21 protein-coding genes are annotated in these 24,828 nt (G+C 61.2%); 5 read left to right on the top strand and 16 right to left on the bottom strand.

From position 1 onward, the window contains the following. Positions 1-16 precede the first annotated feature (16 nt). The gene (locus tag AAF659_RS07580; protein ID WP_349751121.1) at positions 17-1,459 is read left to right on the top strand and encodes a phospholipase D-like domain-containing protein; all 1,443 of its coding nucleotides are present in this window, start codon (positions 17-19) and stop codon (positions 1,457-1,459) included. A 54-nt stretch (positions 1,460-1,513) separates the two neighbouring features. Continuing rightward, positions 1,514-2,023: a Spy/CpxP family protein refolding chaperone gene (locus AAF659_RS07575; protein WP_349751120.1), complete on the top strand. Its 510-nt coding sequence runs from the start codon at positions 1,514-1,516 to the stop codon at positions 2,021-2,023. 57 nt (positions 2,024-2,080) lie between these two features. On the opposite strand, the gene AAF659_RS07570 is transcribed toward AAF659_RS07575, so the two are convergent. After that, a complete protein-coding gene (locus AAF659_RS07570) occupies positions 2,081-2,548 on the bottom strand; it encodes a flavodoxin family protein (RefSeq protein WP_349751119.1) in 468 nt (155 codons plus the stop codon). 89 nt (positions 2,549-2,637) lie between these two features. On the opposite strand from AAF659_RS07570, the gene hemH reads away from it, so the two are divergent. Beyond that, the gene (hemH, locus tag AAF659_RS07565; protein WP_349751118.1) at positions 2,638-3,732 is read left to right on the top strand and encodes a ferrochelatase; all 1,095 of its coding nucleotides are present in this window, start codon (positions 2,638-2,640) and stop codon (positions 3,730-3,732) included. Positions 3,733-3,744: 12 nt separating this feature from the next. Here the strand turns inward: hemH and AAF659_RS07560 are convergent, their stop codons facing one another. The 5 genes from AAF659_RS07560 to folE all read right to left on the bottom strand — a co-directional run bounded on the left by AAF659_RS07560 (position 3,745) and on the right by folE (position 8,889). Beyond that, positions 3,745-5,694, bottom strand: a complete 1,950-nt coding sequence (locus AAF659_RS07560) for a VacB/RNase II family 3'-5' exoribonuclease (RefSeq protein ID WP_349751117.1) — start codon at positions 5,692-5,694, stop codon at positions 3,745-3,747. Positions 5,695-5,748: 54 nt separating this feature from the next. Beyond that, positions 5,749-6,267, bottom strand: a complete 519-nt coding sequence (locus tag AAF659_RS07555; RefSeq protein WP_349751116.1) for a DUF411 domain-containing protein — start codon at positions 6,265-6,267, stop codon at positions 5,749-5,751. A 5-nt stretch (positions 6,268-6,272) separates the two neighbouring features. After that, positions 6,273-7,859, bottom strand: coding sequence for a putative bifunctional diguanylate cyclase/phosphodiesterase (locus AAF659_RS07550; protein ID WP_349751115.1), 1,587 nt, complete (start codon positions 7,857-7,859; stop codon positions 6,273-6,275). A gap of 72 nt (positions 7,860-7,931) precedes the next feature. Continuing rightward, the gene (gene folX, locus AAF659_RS07545) at positions 7,932-8,306 is read right to left on the bottom strand and encodes a dihydroneopterin triphosphate 2'-epimerase (protein WP_349751114.1); all 375 of its coding nucleotides are present in this window, start codon (positions 8,304-8,306) and stop codon (positions 7,932-7,934) included. 16 nt (positions 8,307-8,322) lie between these two features. Continuing rightward, positions 8,323-8,889 carry a GTP cyclohydrolase I FolE gene (gene folE, locus AAF659_RS07540; RefSeq protein WP_349751113.1) on the bottom strand — a complete coding sequence of 189 codons (567 nt, stop codon included), beginning with the start codon at positions 8,887-8,889 and terminating at the stop codon, positions 8,323-8,325. A gap of 232 nt (positions 8,890-9,121) precedes the next feature. On the opposite strand from folE, the gene AAF659_RS07535 reads away from it, so the two are divergent. Beyond that, on the top strand, positions 9,122-10,051 hold the full coding sequence (locus AAF659_RS07535) for an alpha/beta fold hydrolase (protein WP_349751112.1): 930 nt from the start codon (positions 9,122-9,124) through the stop codon (positions 10,049-10,051). 8 nt (positions 10,052-10,059) lie between these two features. Further along, complete coding sequence (locus tag AAF659_RS07530) at positions 10,060-11,142, top strand: patatin-like phospholipase domain-containing protein (protein ID WP_349751111.1); 1,083 nt, start codon at positions 10,060-10,062, stop codon at positions 11,140-11,142. Between the two features lie 3 nt (positions 11,143-11,145). Here the strand turns inward: AAF659_RS07530 and AAF659_RS07525 are convergent, their stop codons facing one another. From AAF659_RS07525 to AAF659_RS07480, 10 genes are all read right to left on the bottom strand, one after another. Then, positions 11,146-11,469: a chaperone modulator CbpM gene (locus AAF659_RS07525; protein ID WP_349751110.1), complete on the bottom strand. Its 324-nt coding sequence runs from the start codon at positions 11,467-11,469 to the stop codon at positions 11,146-11,148. Positions 11,470-11,471: 2 nt separating this feature from the next. Continuing rightward, a complete protein-coding gene (locus tag AAF659_RS07520) occupies positions 11,472-12,422 on the bottom strand; it encodes a DnaJ C-terminal domain-containing protein (protein WP_349751109.1) in 951 nt (316 codons plus the stop codon). Between the two features lie 73 nt (positions 12,423-12,495). Further along, positions 12,496-13,200 (bottom strand): PAS domain S-box protein, encoded by a 705-nt coding sequence (locus AAF659_RS07515; RefSeq protein ID WP_349751108.1) that lies wholly within the window; start codon positions 13,198-13,200, stop codon positions 12,496-12,498. A 70-nt stretch (positions 13,201-13,270) separates the two neighbouring features. After that, positions 13,271-14,077 (bottom strand): iron chelate uptake ABC transporter family permease subunit, encoded by an 807-nt coding sequence (locus AAF659_RS07510; protein ID WP_349751107.1) that lies wholly within the window; start codon positions 14,075-14,077, stop codon positions 13,271-13,273. Then, positions 14,074-14,808: a zinc ABC transporter ATP-binding protein ZnuC gene (gene znuC, locus AAF659_RS07505; protein ID WP_349751106.1), complete on the bottom strand. Its 735-nt coding sequence runs from the start codon at positions 14,806-14,808 to the stop codon at positions 14,074-14,076. The genes AAF659_RS07510 and znuC overlap by 4 nt, the downstream gene beginning before the upstream one ends. After that, positions 14,801-15,292: a Fur family transcriptional regulator gene (locus AAF659_RS07500; protein ID WP_349751105.1), complete on the bottom strand. Its 492-nt coding sequence runs from the start codon at positions 15,290-15,292 to the stop codon at positions 14,801-14,803. The genes znuC and AAF659_RS07500 overlap by 8 nt, the downstream gene beginning before the upstream one ends. A 38-nt stretch (positions 15,293-15,330) precedes the next feature. Next, the gene (locus AAF659_RS07495) at positions 15,331-15,789 is read right to left on the bottom strand and encodes a chemotaxis protein CheW (RefSeq protein WP_349751104.1); all 459 of its coding nucleotides are present in this window, start codon (positions 15,787-15,789) and stop codon (positions 15,331-15,333) included. 22 nt (positions 15,790-15,811) lie between these two features. Next, positions 15,812-16,852 carry a chemotaxis protein CheB gene (locus tag AAF659_RS07490; RefSeq protein ID WP_349751103.1) on the bottom strand — a complete coding sequence of 347 codons (1,041 nt, stop codon included), beginning with the start codon at positions 16,850-16,852 and terminating at the stop codon, positions 15,812-15,814. Continuing rightward, on the bottom strand, positions 16,849-23,898 hold the full coding sequence (locus AAF659_RS07485) for an Hpt domain-containing protein (protein ID WP_349751102.1): 7,050 nt from the start codon (positions 23,896-23,898) through the stop codon (positions 16,849-16,851). The genes AAF659_RS07490 and AAF659_RS07485 overlap by 4 nt, the downstream gene beginning before the upstream one ends. Then, positions 23,882-24,805 (bottom strand): CheR family methyltransferase, encoded by a 924-nt coding sequence (locus AAF659_RS07480; protein WP_349751101.1) that lies wholly within the window; start codon positions 24,803-24,805, stop codon positions 23,882-23,884. The genes AAF659_RS07485 and AAF659_RS07480 overlap by 17 nt, the downstream gene beginning before the upstream one ends. Positions 24,806-24,828: the final 23 nt, after the last annotated feature.

Raw genomic sequence — 24,828 nt, 5'->3', positions numbered from 1 at the left:
AGTACGGAGACACTGCATGGTTGAAGCTGACAGCGGCATACTGGCTGCTCTGTTCGCGGTGTTTTACGTGGGCCTGGCCCTTGCGGCCTCCGGCCATGCCATACTCAGTAAAGAGGACAGTCGCGCTGCCGTAGCCTGGGTTGGTGTTATCTGGCTGGCACCGCTGATGGGCTCACTGCTTTATCTGATGTTCGGCATCAATCGCATCCGGCGCCGGGCCTCCGAGCTGCGCGGCGAAATGCCCAGGGTGGAGCAGGGGTCGGCGGTGCGTGCCTATGCCCCGGAACATAGGGAGCGAGCACTACCGCGGGAGATGCGGTCGCTGGCGCGCCTCGCCGATCACGTCTCGCGCCAGCCGCTGCTCACTGGCAATCGTCTCACGCCCCTGAGCAACGGCGACGAAGCTTATCCCCGCATGCTCGAAGCTATCGCCGGCGCCCGGCAGAGCATCACATTGAGCACCTATATTTTCAGCAATGATTCCGTAGGGCGGGACTTCGCTCGGAGTCTGGGGCAGGCCGTGCGCCGCGGAGTGAGTGTGCGGGTTTTGGTGGACGCTGTCGGGCTGCGCTATTCCATTCCCTCCATCATCCGGCATCTGCGCCGCGAGCGGGTACCCTATGCCCGCTTCATGCCCACGCGTACTCCTTTGGCCATGCCCTTCATGAACCTGCGTAACCACCGCAAGATGCTGGTGGTGGACGGCCTGTTGGGATTCAGCGGCGGCCTTAATATTGACGCCGGCAACTGCATCGAGGCCCAGCCACGGCACCCTATCCGGGATCTTCATTTTGCCATTGAGGGCCCGGTAGTAGCCGAGCTCCAAACAATCTTTGCCGAGGACTGGGCGTTCGCATGCCGAGAGCGGCTCAACGGGAAGCGTTGGTTCCCCCGGCCCTATGCGCCCGGAGCCACGCTTAGCCGCGTTATTCCCGATGGGCCGGACGAGAATCTGGATACGTTGCGCCAGATCATGGTGGGTGCGCTGTCTTTAGCCCGCTATCACGTGCGGATCATGACGCCCTATTTCCTGCCCGACGCCACTGTCCAGGATGCGCTCAAAACGGCGGCCCTGCGCGGCGTTACTGTGGATGTGGTGCTGCCGTTGAGGAACAATCTGCCCATAGTGGACTGGGCTTGCCGCGGCCAGCTTGAGGGGCTGCTCCAATGGGGCGTCAGGGTCTGGTACAGCCCTGGCGAGTTTGACCATAGCAAATTGTTCACGGTCGACGGCCGCTGGTGCATGGTCGGCTCCGCCAACTGGGACCCGCGCAGCTTGCGCCTGAACTTCGAGTGCAATCTGGAATGCTACGAACCACGCCTGACCCGCTCCCTGGAGCAGCTGGTTGATCAGGTGCGAGCCCGGGCGCACCCGATTGGGCTGGATGAGCTGCGCAGTGCCTGGCTTCCGGTGCGGCTGCGTAACGGCATCGCGCGGCTGATGTCGCCCTATCTGTAAAAGTGTTAATGAAATGATGGACTGAATGCGTGAAAGACCCCCTGGAGTCGCGTTATGCTCACGAACTCATACATCATTAACACCAAAACCGGAGTGTTCCCTATGAAAACCTTCCGACTCCTCGCCGCCGGCCTTGCCATGGCGATGGCCTTCACCGCCGGTGCCCAGCAGATGGGTCAGCAGGGTGGTGACCAGGTGGATCAGCTGGCAAAGATGGTTGATTTGAGCGATGATCAGCAGGAAGAAATCCGCGGCATCCTTGATGAAATGCAGGGTGACATCCAAGATACCCAGAAGGAGATCCAGCAGCTTCAGAAAAAGCTTGATGGCCGTGTTGGGCCGGACTATGACGAGCAGGCGATCCGCGAGGATGCCAAGAAGCTGGGTGAACTTACCGGTGAAATGACCGCTGAGAGTATTCTGCTGCAGTCGCGTGTGGAATCGGTATTCACCGAAAAGCAGCGCAAGGAACTTGAAAAGCAGATGAAGAAGCAGCGTCAACAGATGCAGCGTATGCAGCAGCAGATGCAGCAGCAGCGGAGTCAAGGCCAAGGTCAGAAGTAAGGCAGACCCGCTTAACGCGAACGGGCGCTTCACTGTCCCCAGGGATCGGGGCGCCCGTTAGAACATGCCCGCATCCAATCCTGCCGCCATGTATAATCCCAGCTCCTCACACTGGGTTATGAATTCCTCCTGAAACTCTCCGTGGCAGAGCAGAGGTTCCTGAATGGCCCGCCAGCGGAGCCCTGTGGTGATGCTGCTGATGGCTCTCAGGGTTCCGGTGCCGTCCTTCCCAGCCCGCACGAAACTGGCAAAAGGCAGAGCCTGTGTCTGTTCCAGGCAGGGGTAATAGATCCGGTCAAAAAAATCTTTTAGCGCACCGCTCATGGTTCCGAGATTCTCCGTGGTGCCGAGAATGATCGCGTCCGCTGCAAGGACATCATCCGGGCCTGCTTGCAGGGGAGGTAGGTGCTGGGCCTCGACGTTTTCGATATCCTTGTGGTGGGCACCCCTGACAACCGCCTCCGCCATGCGCGAGGTATTGGGTGAGGGCGTATGGGCAACGATCAGAAGTTGCTTGGCGGTCATCGAGTCGCCTCCTGCAGGAAACCAGCTTTCATGATGGTGCGTATGGGACTCAAGTCAATCCATTCCAGTACAACGGGGAATCCAACCGTATGAAATACCGCGGCATGAGTGAACACTTCACCCACGACCAACCGGCAAAGGTGGGGGTGCTTATCACCAATCTGGGCACGCCGGACGAACCAACCACGCCGGCGCTGCGTCGCTACCTGGACCAGTTCCTTTCGGATCCCCGTGTGATCGAGCTGCCGCGGCTTCTGTGGTGGCTGATTCTGCATGGTATTGTGCTGCGCACTCGGCCGAAAAAATCTGCTGAAGGTTATCGCAGTGTCTGGAGCGAGGAGGGGTCACCGCTGCTGGTGCATACAAAGGGCCAGAGCGAAGGCCTGAAGCAGCGCTTGCAGTTCCGCTATGGGCAGAACATCGAGGTGGCCTACGCCATGCGCTACGGCAACCCATCGATTGCCTCCGCCATTGATGACCTTCAACGCCGTGGCGTGCGCCAGCTGCTGGTGCTGCCGATGTACCCGCAGTATTCCGCTTCCACGACCGGCTCCACCTTTGACGCGCTGGCTCAGGACTTCCAGCAGCGGCGCTGGCTGCCGGATCTGCGCTTCATCAGCCATTATCATGATTTTGATCCATACATTGAGGCTGTAGCGCGCAAAATTGAGCGCTTCTGGGATGACAATGGCCGGCCGGACATGCTGGTGCTGTCCTACCATGGGGTTCCCAAGCGTTATCTGCTTAACGGCGACCCCTATCACTGTGAGTGTCATAAAACCACGCGCCTGCTGGCGAAGCGACTGGGGCTGCGCGAGGGTGAATACATGACCACTTTCCAGTCCCGCTTCGGCAATGAGGAGTGGCTGCAGCCCTATACCGACGAGACCATGAAGTCATTACCGGGCCAGGGCGTGAAGCGGGTCCATGTGGTCTGCCCTGGCTTTTCGTCAGACTGCCTGGAAACCATTGAGGAAATCGATGAGGAAAACCGGGAGTACTTTATGGAGGCCGGCGGTGAGGATTTTCATTACATTCCGGCGCTTAACTCAGATGAGGATCATCTGGACATGATTACCACACTGGTGGAAAAGCACCTCCAGGGGTGGACGCTTCCTGAAAACAATCCGGATGAGCTGACGGTCAGCCGCGAGCGCGCTGAGGCACTCGGGGCCGATCAGTAGGAGTGGAAGCGGTCAGGCGTCGACCAGGTTGAAGCGGATCTGGCGGCGCTCCTCATCGACTTCCTTGAAGCGCACCGTGACCGGCTGATCCAGCCGGAAGCGGCGCTGATCGCTGGTAATGGTGTGGGTGACCGGGTCGAAGCTGAACTTCTCCGGTAGATCGCGTGCTGCCACAAAGCCGACGAGGCCTGTATCGTCGAGCTTCACCTGGAAGCCTCCGGCGTTCACCTGAACGATGCTGCCCTCCAATGGTTCTTCCCCCAAGCTGGGTGCGAACTGGCACTTGAGGCTGTTCTCCATTTCGTTCACCGCTTGGCGCAGCTGCCACTGCGACTCCTGCAGCGCTTTGAGTACAGCGTCATCCCATTCGGGTTTACTGGCAAGGCCCAGGTGGTAGCGGATCAACCGATGCACAAAGTAGTCACTGTACTTGCGCAGCGGCGAGGTCATGGTGGTGTAGAGGGCCAGGCCCATTCCCTGATGGGGGGCCGCCTCGGTGGCCATTTCAGCCCGTTCCAGCTGACGCATCACAATGGCCTTGACCGGTAGGTCTGTCTCCAGAGCCGAGGCTCGGCGAACGAGGCTGGTGAAGCCTTCCGCTGTGGTGGGATCGAGGTCCAGCAATTCCGGGCAGTGCTGCTCCAGTAGCTGGCGGATATTATCCGCTTTCTCGTCCCGCACGCCTGCGTGGGTGATGAAGAGTCCATCGCCGCTGCGCTGTTGCAGGAAGTCCGCCGCGCAACGGTTGGCCGCGATCATGCATTCCTCGATCAGACGGTGGGCACTGGTCTGGTAGCGTTTTTCAATGCTTCGGATCTTGCGATTCTCATCCAGCCGGATGCGGTAATCCGGCCGTTCCTCGTTGACCAGGGCGTTGGTCTCGCGCCACTGGCGCAGGGTCTCGCCCACGGATTTGAGCTGGTTGAGGCTCTCCAGGGTGGTGTCGTTCAGCGCCTGGATCTCCTCGTCGGTCCGGCCCTCAAAAAGGGCGGCCACGCTTTCGTAGGCAAGTTTGGCGTGAGAGCGGATGGTGGCGGCCTGTAGTTGGTAATCGCCCATGTTGCCTTGGGCGTCCAGCCGCAGGTCACAGACAAGTGCCAACCGGTCTTTGCCCGCCATGAGTGAGCCCAGATCCTGGCTGATGGCCGATGGCAGCATGGCCCTGGGCTGGCCGGGAAAGTAGGCGGAGCTGGCGCGCAACCGCGCTTCCTGCTCGGTGGCGCCGTCTTCCGGCAGCAGTGCCGCTGGGTCCGCAATGGCGATACACAGGCGCCAGCCGCCCCCGGGTAGCGCCTGAGCCATCACGGCGTCGTCCATATCCTGGGTGCTGGGGGCATCAATGGTCACAAAGGGTAGGTCCGTCAGATCCTCACGCCCGGTGGTGGCCTGTTCAATGGCGGTTTCCGAGAGGGTTGCCACCTCCTCGTTCACGGTCTCGGGCCATTCGTCGCGCAGCTGGTACTTGGCCACGGCGTAGCCACGTTCGATGCCTGGGTCCGATTCGTTGCCAATGACGCTCAGCACCTCGGCCTGGGCATTGCCGCTACTGAAGGGGTGGCGTGTTACTCGGGCATGGACGAAATCGCCATGCTTCGCGTCGTTACGCTGTTTCGGGGGTACGAAGAACCATCGGCTCAGGCCGTTGATGTCTGGCGCCACAAAGTGGCCTTTGCCTCTGACGACGTATTGGCCGACGAAAGAATCCAGGACCCGCTCATCGACAGTTTCAAGCTCACCCGCTTGTTTACCGTCATTGCCCTCGGTGATCTGGATCTGGACGCGATCACCCAGCAATACCTTCTGGGCTTCGTCCTTAGGTAGATAGATGTCGCGGCCGTCATCAAGGGTAACGAAACCAAAGCGGCCGGTTACGCGCTTAATGGTGCCGGCAAACAGCGCCTTGTCGGACTGGATATCGGTGCGGAGCTGTTTGAGCTGGTTCAGTGCGTCGGGATTGAGCATTAAAACGGGTACCTGTTGCTGGGCTGGCGATTGCGATGATGCAGTATAATGGAATCAGAGGCTGCTCTGGGCTGGGTAATGCTGGAAAACTTCCTGGTTCCCGTTTTTGCGGAAGAGAATCACATCGAACGCATCCCGGCCACGGCCTTGTACTTTCATTCCGGGCGAGCCCATTGGCATACGCGGTACGCTCAGCCCGGCCGCCTCTGGTTGCTCGCGCAGAAGGCGCTTGACGTCGGAGGCGGGCACATGGCCCTCGATGATGTAACCGCCGATGAAGGCCGTATGGCAGCTGGCCAGTGCGCGTGGCAGGCCGGCTTCCTTTTTCACGCGATTGATGTTGCTCACCTCGCGTTTTTCGGCCTGGAAGCCTTTGTCCCGCATGTGCTCAATCCAATCGCTGCAGCAGCCGCAGGTTGGCGAGGCAAAGACAGTGAGGGTTTCCTCGGTCGGAGCGGATACCTCGTCTGTCGTGGCTGTTTCCTTGCCGTTGTTGGCGACCAGTTGTGTGGCTCCAAAGGTGACGATGGCGATAGCGGCAAAGCTGAGTGTGGTGATGATCAGACGGCGCATGATGGTCAGGGATACTCTGCTGTATTGGATTGCTTGCGACCGATGCGTTCCGCCAGCTCATCCGGGGCCAAGGCTGGGCTGATCCGTTCACCCTGGGCGAAGTCGCATCGGTGTGCGTTGATGAACGTCAGGTGGGCGTCGGTATCGACACCTGTAGCGGTCACCTGCATGCCCAGATTATGGGCCAGATGAATAATCGCTCTGACGATAACGCTGTCATTATGACGGCTGGTGACGCGGCGTACAAAGCCCGGCTCGATTTTTACCTGATGCACCGGGAAATCGCGTACCCAGGCCAGTGACGCCGTGCCTTGCCCGAAATGATCAATGCTGATGGGCAGACCCAACTCACTCAGTGCCCGCAGCCTCTGTTCACGCTGTTCCGTGTTATGAGCCAGGCTGTCTTCGGCCAGCTCTAGTTCCAGTGTTTCAGGGGCAACTTCATTGCGCTTCAGGATCCCGGCGATATGCGCCACCAGTCTGCTGTCGTCCAGCTCCGGCCCATAGAGATTGACGGCCACGGTCAGGTCAAGCGCGCCGCGGTGACGCCAGCGCCGCAACTGTTCGCTGACCAATGTGATGGTATGACTGGTAATGGCTGACGCCAGGCCCGTCTCCAGAGCCGCCTCCATGAACGATTCCGGCTCCAGCTCCCCACGTTCGGGATGGTCCCAGCTGAGCGTGGCTTCCACCGCGACCCACTCGCCGGTGGCCATATCCTGTTGCGGCTGATAGCGCAGATGGAAGCGGTTCTGTTCAAGCGCATCATGCAGTCCCCAGTGCAGCTCCATCCGCTCCCGGATCTGTTCGTGCAGACGTTCATTGTAGAATTGGTAGCGCGTGCCGGGCAGCTCCGCAGCTTGATTGAGCGCGGCCTCGGCGCTGGCGATGAGAGACTGCGCGTCTCTGACGTGATCCGGGAAGAGCACGACACCGATGGAGGCGGAGAGATAACGGTCCTCGTCCTCCATCCGGATGGGGAGTCGGAAAAGATCCCGTACACGGTCCATCAGATGGATCAGCGATTCCAGGTCCGACAGCGGGTAGCAGCGCAGGTAGAAATCGTCGCTGCTGGCACGGCAGAACAGGTGATTGCTGTCCTCCAGTGTCCGCAGGCGCTCGGCCACTGCAACAAGCAACTGATCGCCGTAGTCGTGCCCCATCGTGTTATTGAGGGTCTGGAAACCGTCCAGATCGAGTGCAATCACCGCGATCTGCTCCCCGGTCTGGTGGGCGCGCTTCACAGCGTAGTCCAGATCTTCCATGAAGAAATGGCGGTTGGCGAGGCCCGTCAGGGGGTCGTTGCTGGCGATGCGCTCGAGATCGGCTACGGCGCTCAGACGCCGGTCGGTTTCCTGGCGCAGGGCGCTTCGGGTCTGCTCCAGGAGCTGGCTTTGGCGGCGAAGTCCCTGGCATAGAGCCAGCAGCAGGATGATCAGAATGCCGGCGGTGACCAATAACGGCGTCCAGAATTGCCCTTGGTGCCATGCCAGTATGGTGCCGGCTGCAACCATCACTAGGGCGCTGAGCCAGGCCAGGATAAGCAAGAGGGAGGGGCGGTTGTCAGCGCTGAACAGCGAACGCAGGAACATTGCGATGGGGCCTCACGGCCGATAGAGGTGAGCCCCTCAGTGTAAGAAGGTGTGCACAAATGTCCATGGGCTTTAGGAGCTGTAGCGGTTGGCCCTCAGCGCCACGGATACTGAGTCCGAGAAGCGCAGTGCGTGGGGCTTATCGATTTCGGCCTCAGCTTCCAGTACGGCCTCGGGAGCCATCGCCAGGTCGAGTACCTCCCTGGTCATCCGCTCCAGTAAAGCAAAGCGATTGCCTTCGACATGGGCGATGATGTTTTTGGTGATGGTGCGATAGTTCAGGGCCGCCTCAATATCATTATTGCGGATGGCCAGATCAGCATCATACACCAGCCGTACATTGATCACGACATCCTGGCGGTTGTTGATTTCTTCCTCTTTGATGCCCACAAAGGTGCGCAGACGGAGATTCTTGATTCGGATGGTGGCGGTATTCGCGTCGCTCATGGCGGCCCCGTAATGGTCAGCTGTGGTTGAGCAGGGTCAGGAATTCCATACGTGTAGCCTGGGACTCGCGGAAAGTGCCCAGCATCACCGATGTCTTCATGGTGGAGTTTTGCTTTTCCACACCGCGCATCATCATGCACATGTGGTAAGCCTCGATCACCACGGCCACCCCTTTGGCTCCGGTTACCTCCTGTACGGCCTCGGCGATCTGGCGCGTGAGCGACTCCTGGATCTGAAGGCGGCGGGCGAACATGTCAGCAATGCGTGCGCACTTGGAAAGCCCCAGAACCCGGCCGTTAGGCAGGTAGGCGATGTGACACTTGCCCACGAATGGCAGCAGGTGATGTTCGCACAGGGAGTAGAGTTCAATATCCTGAACAACGACCATTTCATCGTTAGAGGATTCGAAAATTGCGCCGTTGACGATAGAATCCAGATCCTCGTGGTAACCGCGGGTCAGGAACTCCATGGCCTTGGCGGCGCGCTCCGGGGTGTTCGCCAGGCCCTCGCGCTCAGGATCCTCGCCCAGCCGGTGGATGATGTCCCGGTAATCCGCCGCCAGCCCCTCAGTGTTGTTTTCCATGGTGTACTCCCGGTTTAACCCATCGTTGATCAGCTAACTATTATGCCGCGCTCTTCCCTGTCATTCATAGAGAGGGACAATTGGAAACAGCGTGCAGATTATTCTGACCCTTTGGTTACGACTCAATAAAAACATTGGATGACCGCGCTATGGGTTCGTTGCAGATCGCACATTGCGATAGACTCGGTGGCGCCAGGCTGATCCGTTTCAGCGCCAACAGGGAGAGCACGCGATGCCATGGAATAGAGATGCCACTAACCCGCAGGGCCGTGTTGAGGGGGAATCCCACCGGCTGCAGCGCTGGCAGGAGACCGGGTGCTGGTTCATGTTCGGCGAGTACGCTGTCTTCAGCCGAATAGGCGGGCGCGGAGCGCCGTTGCTTCTGATCCATGGTTTTCCCACCGCTTCCTGGGACTGGCATCGACTCTGGCCCGCATTGAGTGAGCATTACCGGCTGCTGGCGCCGGATATGCTGGGATTCGGGTTCTCGGATAAGCCTCAGGACCACCCCTATTCACTGATCGAACAGGCGGATCTCATTCAGGGCTGGCTGGAACAGATGGGCGAGGAGCGGGTTCACGTTCTGGCCCATGACTATGGCGCAACAGTGGCCCAGGAACTTCTGGCCCGGAATCTTGAGGGCAGCCTTGGGTTCCGTATTGAGAGCGTGGCTTTGATGAACGCGGCTCTGTTTCCGGAGGTGCATCAGCCCATCCTGATTCAGAAGCTCCTGCTGGGGCCACTGGGTGGGCTTGTCAGTCGGGTTCTGACGCGGCGAGTGTTCGAGTCGAGCCTGGCGCGCCTATTCGGCGCGGCCACCCAGCCGACAGCAAGGGACATTGAAGACTTCTGGCAGCTGCTGATCCACAACAACGGCCGCGGTGTCATCCATCGGATCATGCACTACATGGAGGAGCGGCGCATCCATAGACACCGCTGGGTGGGCGCCCTTCAGTCCATGGACCAGCCAGCGCTTCTGATCTGGGGGGGCGCGGATCCGGTCTCTGGGCAGGCAATGCTCCAGCGCTATCGGGAACTAGTGAGCGATCGCGGGATTGCACTGCTGGACGACATTGGCCACTATCCCCATTTTGAGGCGCCTGCGGAAACACTCCAGCACTACCTGGCCTTCCGACGTCGTATTGCTTTGGGGAATGACTGACGGCACTGATGACTGATCCCAAACCACCGTTGAATATCCATGCTGGTGATCGTGCGCTGGACCGTATCCGTGAGCGCGGGCTCCGTCCTGAGGATGTGGGCATCATCCCCGGCGCGGCCGGAGGCCCCAAGGCTCTGGGTCTGCAGGGGCTGGATCGGGTGCTGTTCGGAGACTGGCTGGAGCGGGCGCCACGTGAGCGCGCGCTCATCGGCTCTTCCATCGGCAGCTGGCGTTTTGCCTGCGCCTGCACGCCGGAACCGGTCGCCGCACTGGAGCGCCTGGGCGAGCTCTACACCGCCCAGCGTTTCCCCAAGGATGTGACACCGCAGCAGGTCTCCAGGCAGTGCGAAGAGATGCTGGAGGCGCTGATCGGTGGGCAGGAAAGTGGCATCTTCGAGCAGCAGCGCTACCGGTTGAACGTGATGGTGGCGCGCTCCCGCGGGTTGGTGGCGTCAGATCACAAAGCGCTCCTGATGGCGGGGCTGGCGCCTGTGGTATTGGCGAATGCCATCCATCGGCCCTGGATTCAGCTCGGGTTTGAACGCATCGTGATGCACGACGAGCGTGCCGCGCCCCCGCTTGAAATCTTTGATGATTTTCCGGGGCGCCATGAGGTCCTTAATGCGGACAATCTCCAGGCTTCACTGCTGGCGTCCGGTTCTATTCCCATGGTGATGCGGGCTGTCGAGCGAATTCCCGGTGTGGCGGGGCGTTGTTTCCGGGACGGTGGTCTTACGGATTATCATCTGGATATGCCCTATGCTGGCGATGATCTGGTGCTGTATCCGCATTTTACACCACGGGTGGTGCCCGGGTGGTTCGACAAGACGCTGCCGTGGCGACACGGCGACCCCGAGCGCCTGCGCAACATGGTCATGATTACGCCTACGCCTTCCTATCTGGAGACACTACCCGATGGCCGCCTGCCAGACAGGCGCGACTTCCCTGCCTATCAGGGCAATGACGCCACGCGCGAAGCCCATTGGCGGCGGGCCATGGCCGAGAGCGAGCGCCTGGGAGACTACTTTCTGGAGCTTGTGGACAACGACCGTGTCGCGCAGGTTGCGCGGCCGTTATCCGAGCTGGGTTAAGCCTCAGTCACGCATCAAGTCCCGCTCCAGATCATCCACTCGCCGGCGCAGTTCACGGAGCTCCTCCAGCAGGTCCAGGGAAAGCGCCACCCCGGGGAGGTTGACCTCAAGATCCCGTCGTAACCGTTCCGCCTTCTTCACCCGGACCAGATCCTCACCCGCAAAGATCCACTCACGCGGGTTGCGGCCTTCGCGCGGCTGCACAACACCGAATTCAACCAGCTCGATGACGTATTCGGCGTTGACCTGGCAGTCGTGGCAGACATCACGCAGGGTCAGCCGCACCAGGTTGTCCATCATTTCGGCTTGGGGCGTTCTGCTGCTCATGGTCAGACTCCCAGGTGTTCGCGTGGGTTGAACGGCACTTCGTCGCTCAGCTCACGGAAGAGCTCGCGACTGCGTTCCGTCTGTTTCGGTGGCATGGCAACCTGCAGGACCACGTACTGGTCACCCGGCTTCTTGCCGGGCATGCCCTTGCCGCGCAGGCGCAGTTTTTTGCCTTCGCGCGAGCCTTCGGGGATGGTGAGCGTGGCCCTGCCACCCATGGTAGGCACTGTAATGCGACCTCCCAGAGCGGCTTCCCAGGGCGTTACCGGAACGGTCACATACAGATCCCCTCCTTCCAACCGGAAGTGTGGATGGGGGGCTATCTGGATGTCCAGATAGAGGTCGCCATTCGGGCCGTTGCCGATGCCGGGGCCGCCCTGACCGCGCAACCGGATGGTTTGGCCGTCGCGAACGCCGGCAGGTACCTTCACGTTCAGTGTGCGTTCGCGGCGCTGGACCCGACCGTCCTGCCCGGGTTCGGGCTGCTGCATACGTAGGGACTTCTCACAGCCGTTGTAGGCTTCCTCCAGAAACAGCGACAGCTGATGGTGAAGATCCTCGCCACGCATGGCGAAACCCTGCCCGCGCTGCTGGCGGAAGCCACCGCCAGCACCACCGAATATGGACTCAAAGAAATCACTGAAGTCCATGCTGTCGGCGCCGGTGAAACCACCCCGGGAGAAGCTTGCATCGGACTCCCAGCCGGGCGGCGGATCAAAACCGCCGTCACTCGTCTGACCGTGCTTGCGGAGCTGGTCATACTCGGCGCGTTTCTCGTCGTCCTTCAGCACCTCATAGGCTTCACTGACGTCCTTGAAGTGATCCTCCGCGTCCGCCTCCTTGCTCACATCTGGATGGTACTTGCGTGCAAGCTTACGATAGGTGGACTTGATCTCGGATTTGGAGGCGTCTTCGTCGACACCCAGAATCTTATAGTAATCCTTGAATTCCATCGGTGATCCTCTGTTCAGCGTCTGGCGCTATGTTCAGGCTATCTCTGTTAGCAGAGATGGAGGCGCAATGCCGCTATTCAATGGGACCGCGTGGCGACGCGACCACACGGAAGCCCTGACAGTGGGACAGCGCATCCACCACCGTACACACGCGCAGGTTTACCGCCAGGGTGTGCCCCTCAGGATCCCTGAGCCAGGTATCCAGGCTGGTATGGCGAGCCTCGCGGCGACTGGTATTGAGGGCCTCTTCAAGGCGTTGGTATTCGGCCTCCGGCAGGAGGAGATCAACGCGCTCCCCTGCCAGGGTCGAGGGCGTGTGCCCCAGCAAGGCTTCCACCTGGGGTGAAACATAGCCGATGGCGCACGCATCATCCAGTTCCAGGGCGATGGCGGTTCCCAGTTGGATGAAATCCCGGGTACGCTGCTCACTGTCAGATAGTGCCCGGCTCATTACCTCTTTTTCCAGGCGTTTGTTCTCCAGGGCACGGCTGTCGCGTTCGCGAAGGCGCTCCAGTCTGACCTGACGGCGGATGGTCAGGCGGTGGGCACGTACAACTCGCCAGGTGATGAAGGCCAGCCCAATGCTCAGCACAATACCGCACACGAGCAGGAGGTCGGGGAATACCGGATCGTTGCCGGTGGTTGCGGCGCGGGTCAGGGCCTGGCGTGTCTCAGCCCACAGCAGCAGGCTCAGCGCCAGACCCACGCCCAGCACGAGCGGGGCAAGCACACGGTACCATCGCGGCTGATCGGTATCGGGTATGCTTTCCGGTTCCATCGTCCTGGCTCCCGCGCTATCTGCTTAAGGTCACTGTAGCTCAGTGGCGTGTGCAGACCAAGCGGCAAGCCTAGGCGGGTGAGCGCGCTCGTATCACCCAGAGCACCAGGAAGAAGCCGAAAGCGGCAACGACTACCGAGGGGCCGGCAGGGGTGTCCATGTGCCAGGACAGAGTCATGCCCGCCACTACCGATCCCATGCCCAGTACAGAGGCGATCATTGCCATGCGCTCGGGCGTGGCGGCCAGCGGGCGGGCGGCGGCGGCGGGGATAATGAGCAGGGCGGTGATCAGCAGAACGCCCACGATCTTCATGGCGGTGGCGATCACCAGCGATAGCATCAGCATCAGAGCCAGCCGCAGAAGGCCAGTGCGGTGACCCTCCACCGCCGCCAGTTCCTCGTGGATGGTGATCATCAACAGGCCGCGCCAGAGCCAGATTGTGAGCATCAGGATGAAGGCGCCGCCCAGAGCGATCCAGAGCAGATCCTTCTGGTTGATGGCAAGCAGATCGCCGAACAGGTAACCGGTCAGGTCGATGCTGAAATCCTGCATCATGCCCAGAACGACTAAGCCGATGGCTAGTGAGCTGTGGGATAGGATGCCCAGAAGGGTGTCGCTGGCGAGCGACTGCTGGCGTGAAAGCAGCATCAGGATCACTGCCAGCAGTACGCACACCAGTACAATGCTCAGGTTGAGGTTGGTCTGGAAGGCGGTGCCCAGAGCAATGCCCAGCAGGGCGGAATGCGCCAGGGTGTCTCCGAAGTAGGCCATGCGCCGCCAGACAACGAAACAACCCAGAGGCCCGGCCACCAGAGCCACCATCAGGCCACCGGCCATGGCCCGCCAGAAGAAGTCGTTCAGGATCAGGTCGATCATGGCACGGTATCTCCGTGCACATCGTGGCTGTGATTATGGTGGTGATGGTAAACTGCCAAAGTATTGGCGAGGTGTTCGCCGAAAAGCTGGGTAAAGGCTGGATCCTGTGAGATCTGTTCCGGTTGGCCACGGCAGCAGATGTGGCCATTGAGACACAGCACAGTGTCCGTTGAAGCCATGACCACGTGCAGGTCGTGGGAAACGGTCAGTACCGCGCAGTCCAGTTCATCTCGCAGGGACTGAATCAGTTCGTAGAGCGCGGACTGGCCGTTGACGTCGAGCCCCTGGGCGGGTTCATCCAGAATCAGCAGCTGCGGGCGGCGCAGTATAGCCCGAGCCAGCAGGACGCGCTGGAACTCGCCGCCGGACAGATGGTGCACGGATTCGTCTGCCAACTGAGCTACGCCGGTACGCGCTAACGCTCCCTCGATAGCCCTGCCATCGCCGCCAGCTAGCCCGAGAAAGCGCCGCACTGTGAGGGGCAGGGTAGGCTGTAGCGTCATGCGTTGCGGCACGTAACCCACACGGGTCCCGGCGCGCTGGCGTACAGAGCCGGAGCTGGGCTTTTCGATACCTAGGATTAGTTTGATCAGGCTGGTCTTGCCCGCGCCGTTGGGGCCGATGACGGTGACGATATCGCCTTCGCTCATGCTGAAGGTCAGGTCGTGCAGGACATGGGTTTCGCCATAACGCAGGCCGGCATCCTCGAGCGATACCACGGGCTCAGTCATAATTGCTGGCCTTCTCCCGGCAGGCTGGACACAGGCCGGTTACCTCAGCCACCGTCTCCTCGTTACGGAAGCCATACACTTGGGCTTCATCGTCTATGGCCTTCTGGATACCGGCCGCTTCCAGCTCCAACACGTTATGGCACTGGCGGCAGATCAGGAAGCAGCCGGTATGGCGGTGGTCAGGCTGGTTGCATCCGACGAAGGCATTGAGTGAAGCGATCCGGTGAACGAGACCCATCTGCAGCAGAAAGTCCAGAGTGCGATAGACGGTGGGGGGCGCCGAGCGCCGGCCTTCGCCGTTGAGGATATCGAGGATGTCATACGCACCCAGTGGCCGGTGCGACTGCCAGACCAGCGCCAGAACCTGTTCCCGAAGCCGGGTAAGGCGTGCGCCTTTCTCGGCGCAGATACGCCGGGCATCATTCAGGGCCTGACTGACGCAGGCCTCGTGATCGTGGGAGCGGTAGGGCAGTGGATGCATCATATGTTATACGGTAACATTCGCATGAGAACAACGGAACCTCAGCCGCCAGCGCGCTGGGCCAGGTCCTCGAGGACTGACATATCCGGAATCACACAGTGCTCACCCTCAAAAACCACGGCCATCAGGGTGGCGTCGCCGCTGGCCTCGGGTTCTTTCCGCAGATCCTCGGGATTGACCTTGGCCTGACGGGGAATGCCCCGCGTTGCCATGGCCATGAATGGCATTGCGGCATGGCGTTCGGTAATGGTGTTGAGTACCAGTATCCGGCCACGCCGACCCTCGGGTGGGAAAGGGTCACCTCCGTTGGCGCCCTCCCAGGACAGGACAGGAAGGCTGACGCCCCGCCACTGGAGCCTGCCGAGTATCCATTCCTCATCCCCGTCCGCAGGGTCGGGTTCGTAATCCACGATCTCGGCAACGGAGACGTTGGGTAGAAGCAGGGTGGTGTCCTGAACCGGGATCAGAACGCAGGCTAGTTGTTCGGGGTTCTCCGCCATGATGGTTTCCTCGCAGATCGAGTCAGGCTGAATGGCACTGAGAGCGGCCGGACAGGAGGGTCCGCTGCGAAAGTACTCGCAGCAGGCGTTCTGCCAGTTCGCGCGGGTCGCCCTCGAACTCTGTCGTACCGGTTGCCAAGATGGATTCGGGCATGGCCGGACTGGCGCAGGTATCCGGGCGCTGCACCCAGATGTCGCCGCCCGCCTGCTGGAGCGCCGGTGCGCCAAGAGCGCCGTCATTGCCCATGCCGCTGAAGAGGATACTGTGGCAATAACCACCGTGAACCCGCGCAAGATTGGCCATGAGCTGGTCAATCGACGGACCATAGGGGCCAGTCCAGGGGCTATCGCGGAGCTGGACGCGCGCTTCTTCGTCCAGCCATAGTTCCTGATCCACTGGCACCTGTAGAACGTCACCGCACCTCAGCCTGCGGCCGGGTTCGGCGGTGACCACCGACCACTCCGAGTCACGGGTCAGCACGCGGCTGAGCACACCACTGAAATGAGCATCAATGTGCTGTGCGTAGACGAAGGCGATTGGCAAGCGACCGGGCAGGGCGTCGAGAAACGCCTTGACCGCCGCCGGGCCACCCAGGGATGCGCCCAGAACCCAGAGCTCCCGCGCTGTCTCGTCTTCCCCGGCAGGTGCCACCCAGGTTGGCATAGGCAGGCGATCGCGTGTTTCCAGTTCTGAAGCCAGTGCATCGAGGCTGTTCTGGTTTTCCAGGGGCTCCAGGCTGCCCAGCTGATCCTCCAGCTTGGCGAACAGGCGCCGTTCCCAGCGCACGTACTCCTGGTGGCCGGGCTCCGGCGCCGCACCCGGGCCGAACAGAAGGGGGCGATCATCCGCCGCCAGTAGCGTCTCGATGAGTTCCGGGTATTCCTGCTCATCAGCGAGTGCGATCAAGCAGAGGGCTGCTTCAGGGCTTTTATCAAGAGCCGCGAAACGCTGTGGATCTCCCATAAAAGCGACGGGTACCCCGTGCTTGTCCAGCGTTTGTTGCAGCCGATGACGCTGCAGTACGTCATCGGCGATGACGATCACAGCGCTGTCTGTACTCATTGTTCAGCCCCGATACTGACATGCTCCATGATAGTGTCCAGTAGCTCCTGCTCCTGGAACGGCTTGCCGAGGTAGTGGTTGACGCCAATGGCCTCGGCCCGCTCCCGATGCTTATCGCCGGTGCGGGAAGTGACCATGATGATGGGCACGTCACTGAGCTTGCTGTCATGCCGGATGAAGCTGGCCACCTCGAAGCCGTCCATGCGCGGCATCTCAATATCCAGCAGCACCACATCCGGGCGACGATCCTGGAGCTGGCCGACGGCGTCGAGCCCATCCTTGGCCAAAAGCACTTCCATGCCGTGACGTTCCAGAAGGCGCGACGTGACCTTACGCACCGTCACCGAGTCGTCCACGACCATGACCTGGGTCGGGCGCTGTTCGCGTGGTGTCTCGCGGGTCTCGACCTGGGCCAGCATGCGTTGGCGCTGGGCCAGAATGTCGCCACGGATCATGGCCGGCAGGTCAAGTATCACCACCACGTTGCCGTCACCCAGGATGGTGGCGCCGGAGACACCGCGCACACTGCCGAATTGCGGCCCCAGGGATTTGACCACGATCTCGCGGCTTCCCATGAGGCTGTCCACCTGCAGAGCCATGGGCTGGTCCGCGCCGCGCACGAGCATCACCGGCAGTGGCAGGGCCTGGCCCTGAAGCTTGGGTTGGCTTTCGGAATTGAGCAGTGCCCCCAGGTACTGCAAACGGTACTGCTGCCCTGCGTATTCGTACAGCGGGGCGTCGGGCTGATAGTACTCCTCCAGTTCATAGGTGGAGACCCGCACGATGCCCTCGATGGTGTTCAGCGGGATGGCGTAGTAGTCATCGCCGATGGTGACCATCAGCGCGCGGTTCACCGAGACGGTGAACGGCAGCCGGACCGTGAATACACTGCCGCGGCCCAGGGTGGAGTCGATGTCCAGACTGCCGCCGAGCTGCTTGATCTCGCTGGCGACCACATCCATGCCGACGCCACGCCCGGAGATCTGAGTCACGGAGGCGGCGGTGGAGAAGCCGGGCTGCAGGATGAATTGCAGGATCTCATGATCGGTGAGGTCCTCGCCGCTTTCAAGAAGCCCCTGTTTGATGGCCTTCTGGCGGACTTTTTCCGTGTCGACCCCGCCGCCGTCATCTTCCAGGCGCAGAACCACCTCGCCGCCTTCGCGGCTGAGATCCAGGCGAACATTGCCGGTGGTGGGTTTACCCGCTTGCTCGCGTTCGGTGGCGTCCTCAATGCCATGGTCGATGGCGTTGCGCAGCATGTGTTCAAGCGGTGCCACCATGCGGTCCAGCACGGTGCGGTCGAGCTCGCCCTCGGCGTTGCTGACCTCGAAGTGAGCCTTCTTGCCGGTCTCACCGGAGATCTGGCGCACAATCCGTCTCAGGCGCGGCACCATGGAGGAGAAGGGGACCATGCGCGTCTTCATGAGCCCTTCCTGAAGCTCAGTGTTGGTGCGTTGCTGCTGCAGGAGCAGGGTCTCGGCGTCACGCACCTTTTCACTCATGGTCTCGCGCAGATCAGCCAGGTCCGAAGCGGATTCCGACAGAGCCCGGGAAAGCTGCTGGATGGAGGAGTAGCGGTCCATCTCCAATGGATCGAAGTCCTGCTCATAGTCCGGGCCGTATTCCTGCTCAGCGCGGTGTAGGATCTGGGCTTCGGTTTCGCTCTCCATCCGGCGCAACTGCTCGCGCAGACGATCAGTAGTGGCTGCCATCTCGTCCAGTGTGTGGCTGAAGTCACTGATCTGCTGCTCCAGGCGGCCACGCGTGATACTGGTTTCGCCGGCCAGGTTGACCATCTCGTCCATCAGCTGCGCGTTGACGCGCAGGGTCTCCTGGGCGCTGCGGGCCAGTTCCGCCTTGCGCTGGTCGTGCGCCTGCTGCTGTGGTTGCGTCTGCTGCCCCGGCGTTTCGCTCTCGCTTTTCGCGGCCGTTGTTTCCGGGGCAGGTTGTGCCTCGTATTCCGCGGCCTGTTCCGGCGTCTCAGCGGTTTGCGCTTGCTCTGCTTGCGTTGTTGGCGCTGCTGCCGGTGGCCCAGGCTGTTCACCGCCGACTCCCGCCTGCCAGGCGCTGCGGACCTGCTCAATGCGGTTGATGATTTCGTCGTGGAAGCTGTTGATTGTCTCCCATTGCTGCTCACTGGGCCTGGTGCTCTCGGTTTCGAGACGTGAGAGCAGGCTCTCGAAGTGGTGGGCCTTTTCCCCCAGCGTGGTCAGTTCGGCCAGTCGGGCACCGCCTTTAATGGTATGCAGGGTCCGTTGTGCCTGTTGACTGTGGGTGGCTTCGTCGCCTTCTTCAGTCTTATGCCAGGCGGCCAGGGTGTGGTCCAGGGTATCCACCAGTTCGCCGGCTTCCTCGAGAAAGATTTCAAGGACTTCCGGATCCACATTGCGGGGGTCATCCTCCGCTTCCTCTGCGGTGGCCGCTTCTGTGGCTTCGGTCTCTGTCTCTGTCTCAGTGGTGTCCAGTGGTTCGCCTGCTTCGACACGATCCAGCATCGTGCGCAGTTGTTTCAGGCTCTGCTGGCTGTAGTTCAGAGCCTGGAGGCTGTCGCCGGCTCCCTCGATGACGCTGTCCAGGGTGCTTTCCCAGGTGTCCGCGAGCTCCGCAATGGGGGTGAGCTCTGACAGGCGAGCGCCACCCTTGAGGGTGTGGAGTTCCTCGCGCATCCGGGCCATCGCCTCACCCTGATCGGGGTTGCCTTCCCAGTCCCGGACAGCCTGGTCTAGAGCACCCTCGATCTCTTTGGCTTCGTCCAGAAAGAGCACGCTGAGTTCGCTGTCGGGTGCACTTGTGGGCTCTGCCTCTGATTCGGCGGTGGTTTCCGACGGCGTGTCCGGTTCTGATGGCTCCGGCTCCGGTGCTGGTTCAGCAGATTCGCCCCGCATCAGGGTGCGCACCCTTTCAATCAGGTTGTCCGCTGGCTCACAGGGTTGAAAGGCGGCGACCTGCTCCACCATGCGCGCCAGCGCGTCATGACAGGCGAGCAGTGTTTCGCCGGTGGCCTCGCCCAGTGCCAGTCGGCCTTCAGCCACGAGCTCGAACAGATCTTCCAGCGAGTGTGAAAGATCAGCGATCGGTGCGACTTCGGCCATCCGAGCGCCGCCTTTGAGGGTGTGCAGGTCACGCTGGAGTGTTTTGGCCAGCCCGGTGTTGTCCGGCTCCGAAAGATATTGGTGCAGTGCCTCACCGGTGCTGTCGATCAGCTCGTGGGCTTCCTCCAGAAAGATCTCAGCAAGTTCGGGATCGATATCCGCGCTGGCTTCATCGCCATGTTCAGCCTCATCCTGTTTTTCAGGTTCAGGTTCAGGTTCAGGTTCAGGTTCAGGTTCAGGTTCAGGTTCAGGTTCAGGCTCAGGTGCTGCTTCCGCCTCGACGTCTTCGTTCAGAGCTTCGTCCATGAACGCGAGATCCTCGCCAAAACGCGCCTCGAAGGCCTGTTGCTCGGCGTCGCTGCGTGCCTGGCGCAGGTCAGCCGCCTGCTCGTTCAGACGGGTTACGAGATTGGCGGGGGCTTCAGTGGCGAGTCCGGCCGCCAGCTGGTCCATAAGGTTGATCAGAGCCTCGTGGGCTTCCCGCAGCAGCGGTGTCAGACTGGCCACGGGCAGATCCGGCGTTTCGACAACTTCTTCATAGAGGTGTTGCAGGGCACCGGCAAGCTCGCTGACATGATGGACATGGGCCCGGTCTGCGCTGGCGCTGAGTGTTGCCAGGCTGTTGATCAGTGCCTGCAGCGGCGCTTCGCCCGTGTTGCCTTCCAGCCACTGTTCGAGGGTCTGGTCAGCATCCAGAAGCTGTTCAATACCCTCGTTGAGGAAGATGCTGATCAGACCACTGTCCCCAGCCTCCTCCGTGGGCGGTGTGGTGGTGCCGGTGGGGGTTGGTTCGTCCGGGTAACGGGACTGGTGCAGCGCCCGGAGATCCTCAAGAAATGCCTCCATTCCATCAAGAGGGCTCAGAGGGTCGCTGTCCAGGCGTCCCAGCCCTGCGCGCACAAAATCGCGCACCCGCCGAACCATTGCAATGACGTCGCTGTCCGCCTGATCGCCAGCCGCCCGGGCTCGTTTGACGAATTTTTCCATGGGCGCGGTGATCTGTGCGATGGGCTCGATGCCGGCGGTGTGCGCGCTGCCCTTGAGGGTGTGCAGCGCCCGGGAAAGGTCATCAGTATAGTCCACTGCCGCCTGCCCTTCGGCTTCCACAAGGAAGCCATCGAGCGCGTCCAGATGACTGTCGGCCTCCGAACGGAATATATCCATGAGCATCGGATCGAGCTCAGCGTCCTCGGTATCCTCTGCTTCCGAGTGGGCAGCTTCCGGTGGCCGCGCCTCGGGCGCCGCCTCAGCCTCAGGCATGGGTTCCGTGTCCAGAACATCACCGCGGGCCAGGGCATTGGCGCGTGCTTCGAGTCTTGCGGTGTCAACTGAAGGCGGCCGCTGCTTCCGGAAGTCCTCGACCAGAGTGGGAATGGCTTCGGTCACTTCCCGCAGTACCGACGCCATGTCATCGCTCATGAAAAGGGTGCCATCGAGAACCCGATTAAGTGCGTTTTCCACCGCCCAGGCCAGTTCGCCAATACGTTCCGCCTCGACCATTCGGCCGCTGCCTTTGAGGGTGTGGAAGGCTCTGCGGACTTCGGTCAGGGCATCTGTGTTCTCGTATCTTTCCAGCAGCCTGGGCAGGTATTCATGGATGGTTTCCAGGACTTCTTCCGCTTCCTCAATGAAGATATCGAGGATTTCCTGGTCAATCAGGGGGTCGCTTTCAGGGCCGGCGTTGTTCTCAGCTTCTGGCGCTGCCTCTGGCTCTGGCTCAGGCTCAGGTTCCGGGTAGACACCGTGATCGGCATCCGTGTCCGGGGGCTCCTCTGCATTGCGGGCGTCCGTGAGGCTGTGTGCCTCGCCCATCAGGTCATCCACATCGCCGGTGGCCTGACCGTCCCGGAACGCCTGGATCAAATCGGGAATGCGCTCAATGACACGGTCGAGAAGGCTTATGATGCTTTCGCCCGGCTGAATTGAACGATCCAAGACCCGGTTAAGAAGATTTTCGACCGACCAGGCCAGCTCGCCAATACTTGTCGCTCCCACCAGGCGACCGCTGCCCTTGAGGGTATGGAAAGCGCGGCGCACCTCGCTGAGGGCGTCATGATTATCGTGGTCCGTCCGGAACGTTGGGTAGTGCTGCTGGATGGCCTCAAGAACTTCGTCGGCTTCCTCTACGAAGATCTCAAGGATGTCGTCATCCAACAGTTCGGAATCCCGCTCCTTGGGAGCTTCTGCCGGAGCAGTGGAAGCGCTGTCGGTGGCCGCATCTGTCGCCGGTTCGGAGGCCTGCCAGGTGGGGTCGCGACCGGGTGGGAACCCGAGGCTTTCCAGTCGTTCCTCGGCCATGGCCAGGATGGCATCGTCGCCGTCGACGCCGTCCATTAGCCGCTCCAGGTGGTACTCGATGCTGGTGATGGCGTCTGCCAGGGTGTCGAGCTGCTCCCAGTTGGGTGTCCAGGCGCCGTCGAGCAGAACCTCCTGGATGAAGTTCTCGCAGGCGCCAAGAGCGGTCGCAGTGCGCTCCAATGGAATCAGATGCAGGCTGCCGCGGATGCTGTAGAGCAGTTCCGGAACCGCGCTGATTTCGTCGGTGTTCCATCGCGACGCGATGAAGTTGACCACACCTGTCTTCACCTGTTCCAGCGCATTACGGGATTCGCGCAGTACGGCGCTACCCGCCTCAGTGGCCTGCAGGCCGGTGATCTGATGGTTGTGCTCCTGGCCCGCCGGGGGGTGCTCCCCGTCCTGCTCGCCATTGTTCTCCGAGAGCCCGGAGATGGTGGCTTCCACGTAGAGCAGTGCGCCGGCAATGTCCATCAGGGTGCCATCGTCCAGCGTGTCCGAGCTGGCTGCCAGTCGGTCGATGCGTTCGACCTGGTCATTGATGACCTGCTGGCTCGTACTCTGGCGCAGCATGGCTAATGTGTTGGCAATCTGACGCAGGCCTGGAAGCAGTTCCGCAAGATCGCCATTGCTGCGATCGTGAGCGCGCACGAACAGATCCAGGCGATCCTTGATGCCGGTAAGTTCCTCGGTGAGCACATCCACCACGGAGGCCATGGCGGCCCGCGCCGGCGCTTGGCTCTGACCGTGGTCACCCGTGTCGCCCGGCAGGGCCTCGAGCAGGCCATAGCGTTGCACCATGGTGCCTACCCGCTCGCTCTCGCACTCGCCACCCCGGGCTATGTAATAGAGCAGGTTCTTGAGGGTATCCTCAGGTACGGATTGGCTGAGAATGGTATCACTCTCACTGATCAGCCGTTCCAGCTCGCCGTCGAGCTCGTTGATCAGGGCGAGTGTGGCCGCACCCATGCCATTGTGGCCGGATTTGAGGGTGTCGATGAGGGCGCCTGCGGCCTGCCAGATCTCACCCTGGGGTGTCTTCTGGCAGAGCTTGATCAGACGAGTGATGACCTTGTCGAGGTAATCAAGATGCGTGTCCAAGTCCACGCCCCGTTCGAGACCGGAGCGGGCGAATTGGAACATCTGCTGGAGCTTGTGGACCTTGTCAAGAACGCCGGTTCCGGCGAGTCGTTGATTGACTTTCGCCGGTGCCTCAAACTGTGCCGGCCCCAGGTCCGGTTTGAAGAGCACGCTGGCGGAGAGAAAGGTCTCGCCGCGGGCAGCGCGCAGATCATTAAGCAGCGGCAGCAGCCGCAGCGGCACATCTTCACTGCGTGATTCAAGGGTATTGAGGTAATCCGGCAGCTGCAGAATGCTCTGCATCAGGCTGCCGATGGCGGTATCGCTGTCGGCAGGCTCTTGGTTGAGAAGTGCCTCGGCCAGTGCTTCCATCTCCGCTGCGACCAGGCCAGCACCCTCAAGCTGCACCATCCGGAGTGTACCATGGACCTGGTGTAGGTGGTTCAGACAGAACCGCAGCTGCGCAAGGTCCTCGCGGTTTTCCGCAAAGGCTTCCAGCGCCTTCTGGCTCTGTCTGAGCGTGTCCTGGATTTCACCCCTCACCCAGTGGAGGGAGAGGCTGTCATCGTGCTGGGCCATGATCACTCCGGTTGCCATTCTGGGATTCCGACCGCTGCCAAGCGAGTACCTTTGAAGCTGCCACGGGGGTCAACTCCGGGTGCTCCCAGCCCGTCAGCTCGCCCTGCCCGAGGATCAACAGTCCACCCGGGGCAAGCCGGTCGGCCAGACGGTTGGCGATGTCCCGCCGCCGCCACCGCCGGAAATAGATGAGAACATTCTGGCAGAAAATGATGCCCATGCCGTACATGGGCGCGTGTCGCAGTTCAAGAATATTGAGCTGCGAAAAGCTGGTGCGTTTCCTGAGTTCCGGGATCACGGAAACACTGTCATCCGCCAGAGTCTGGAAATAGTGTGACTGCCAGTATGGGTCCATACCCGCGAGCCGGCGTGGGCCATAGACCGCGCGGCGTGCCTTCTCCAGTGCCACCAGACTGATGTCGGTGCCGGTTACGCCATAGTAACGTCGGCCTGGCGCTTCATTGGCGGCCCAGTGCAGCAGCATGGACAGGGAGAAAGCCTCCTCACCGGTGGCGCAGCCTACGCTCCAGGCCTCCAGCGTGCCGTGTCCGCATTCGCGGTAGCGGTTGCGGGCATGCTCGGCCACTAGATCAAATGCGTCAGCGTCGCGGAAAAAGCGGGTTTCCTGGACAGTGAGTCGGTCCACCAGGGTCGCCCACTCGGCAATGGCCCCAGGGCCATACAGGATTTTTTCGTAGTAGGCTTGATAGCTGGGAAAACCGAGCTCCCGGAGCCGGGTGCCGACATTGGCTTCCAGGAAAGAGCGCCGCTCGGGAGTCAGCGTCATGCCGGTCCGTGACTCCAGAAGATCCCGCCACTGCTCAAACTGGGCGTCATCCATGGCCATTCCCGGCGCTAGATCGCGCCGGAGCTGTGTGGATGCATTGTTGCTTTCAGCATTGACCATGATACGCCTGCCGCTGACCGGTG

The sequence above is a fragment of the Salicola sp. Rm-C-2C1-2 genome, assembly GCF_040196175.1.
GTDB lineage: Bacteria > Pseudomonadota > Gammaproteobacteria > Pseudomonadales > Oleiphilaceae > Halospina.
Note: the sequence above shows the minus strand (reverse complement) of the source record. Positions and strands in the feature narration are given on the sequence as shown.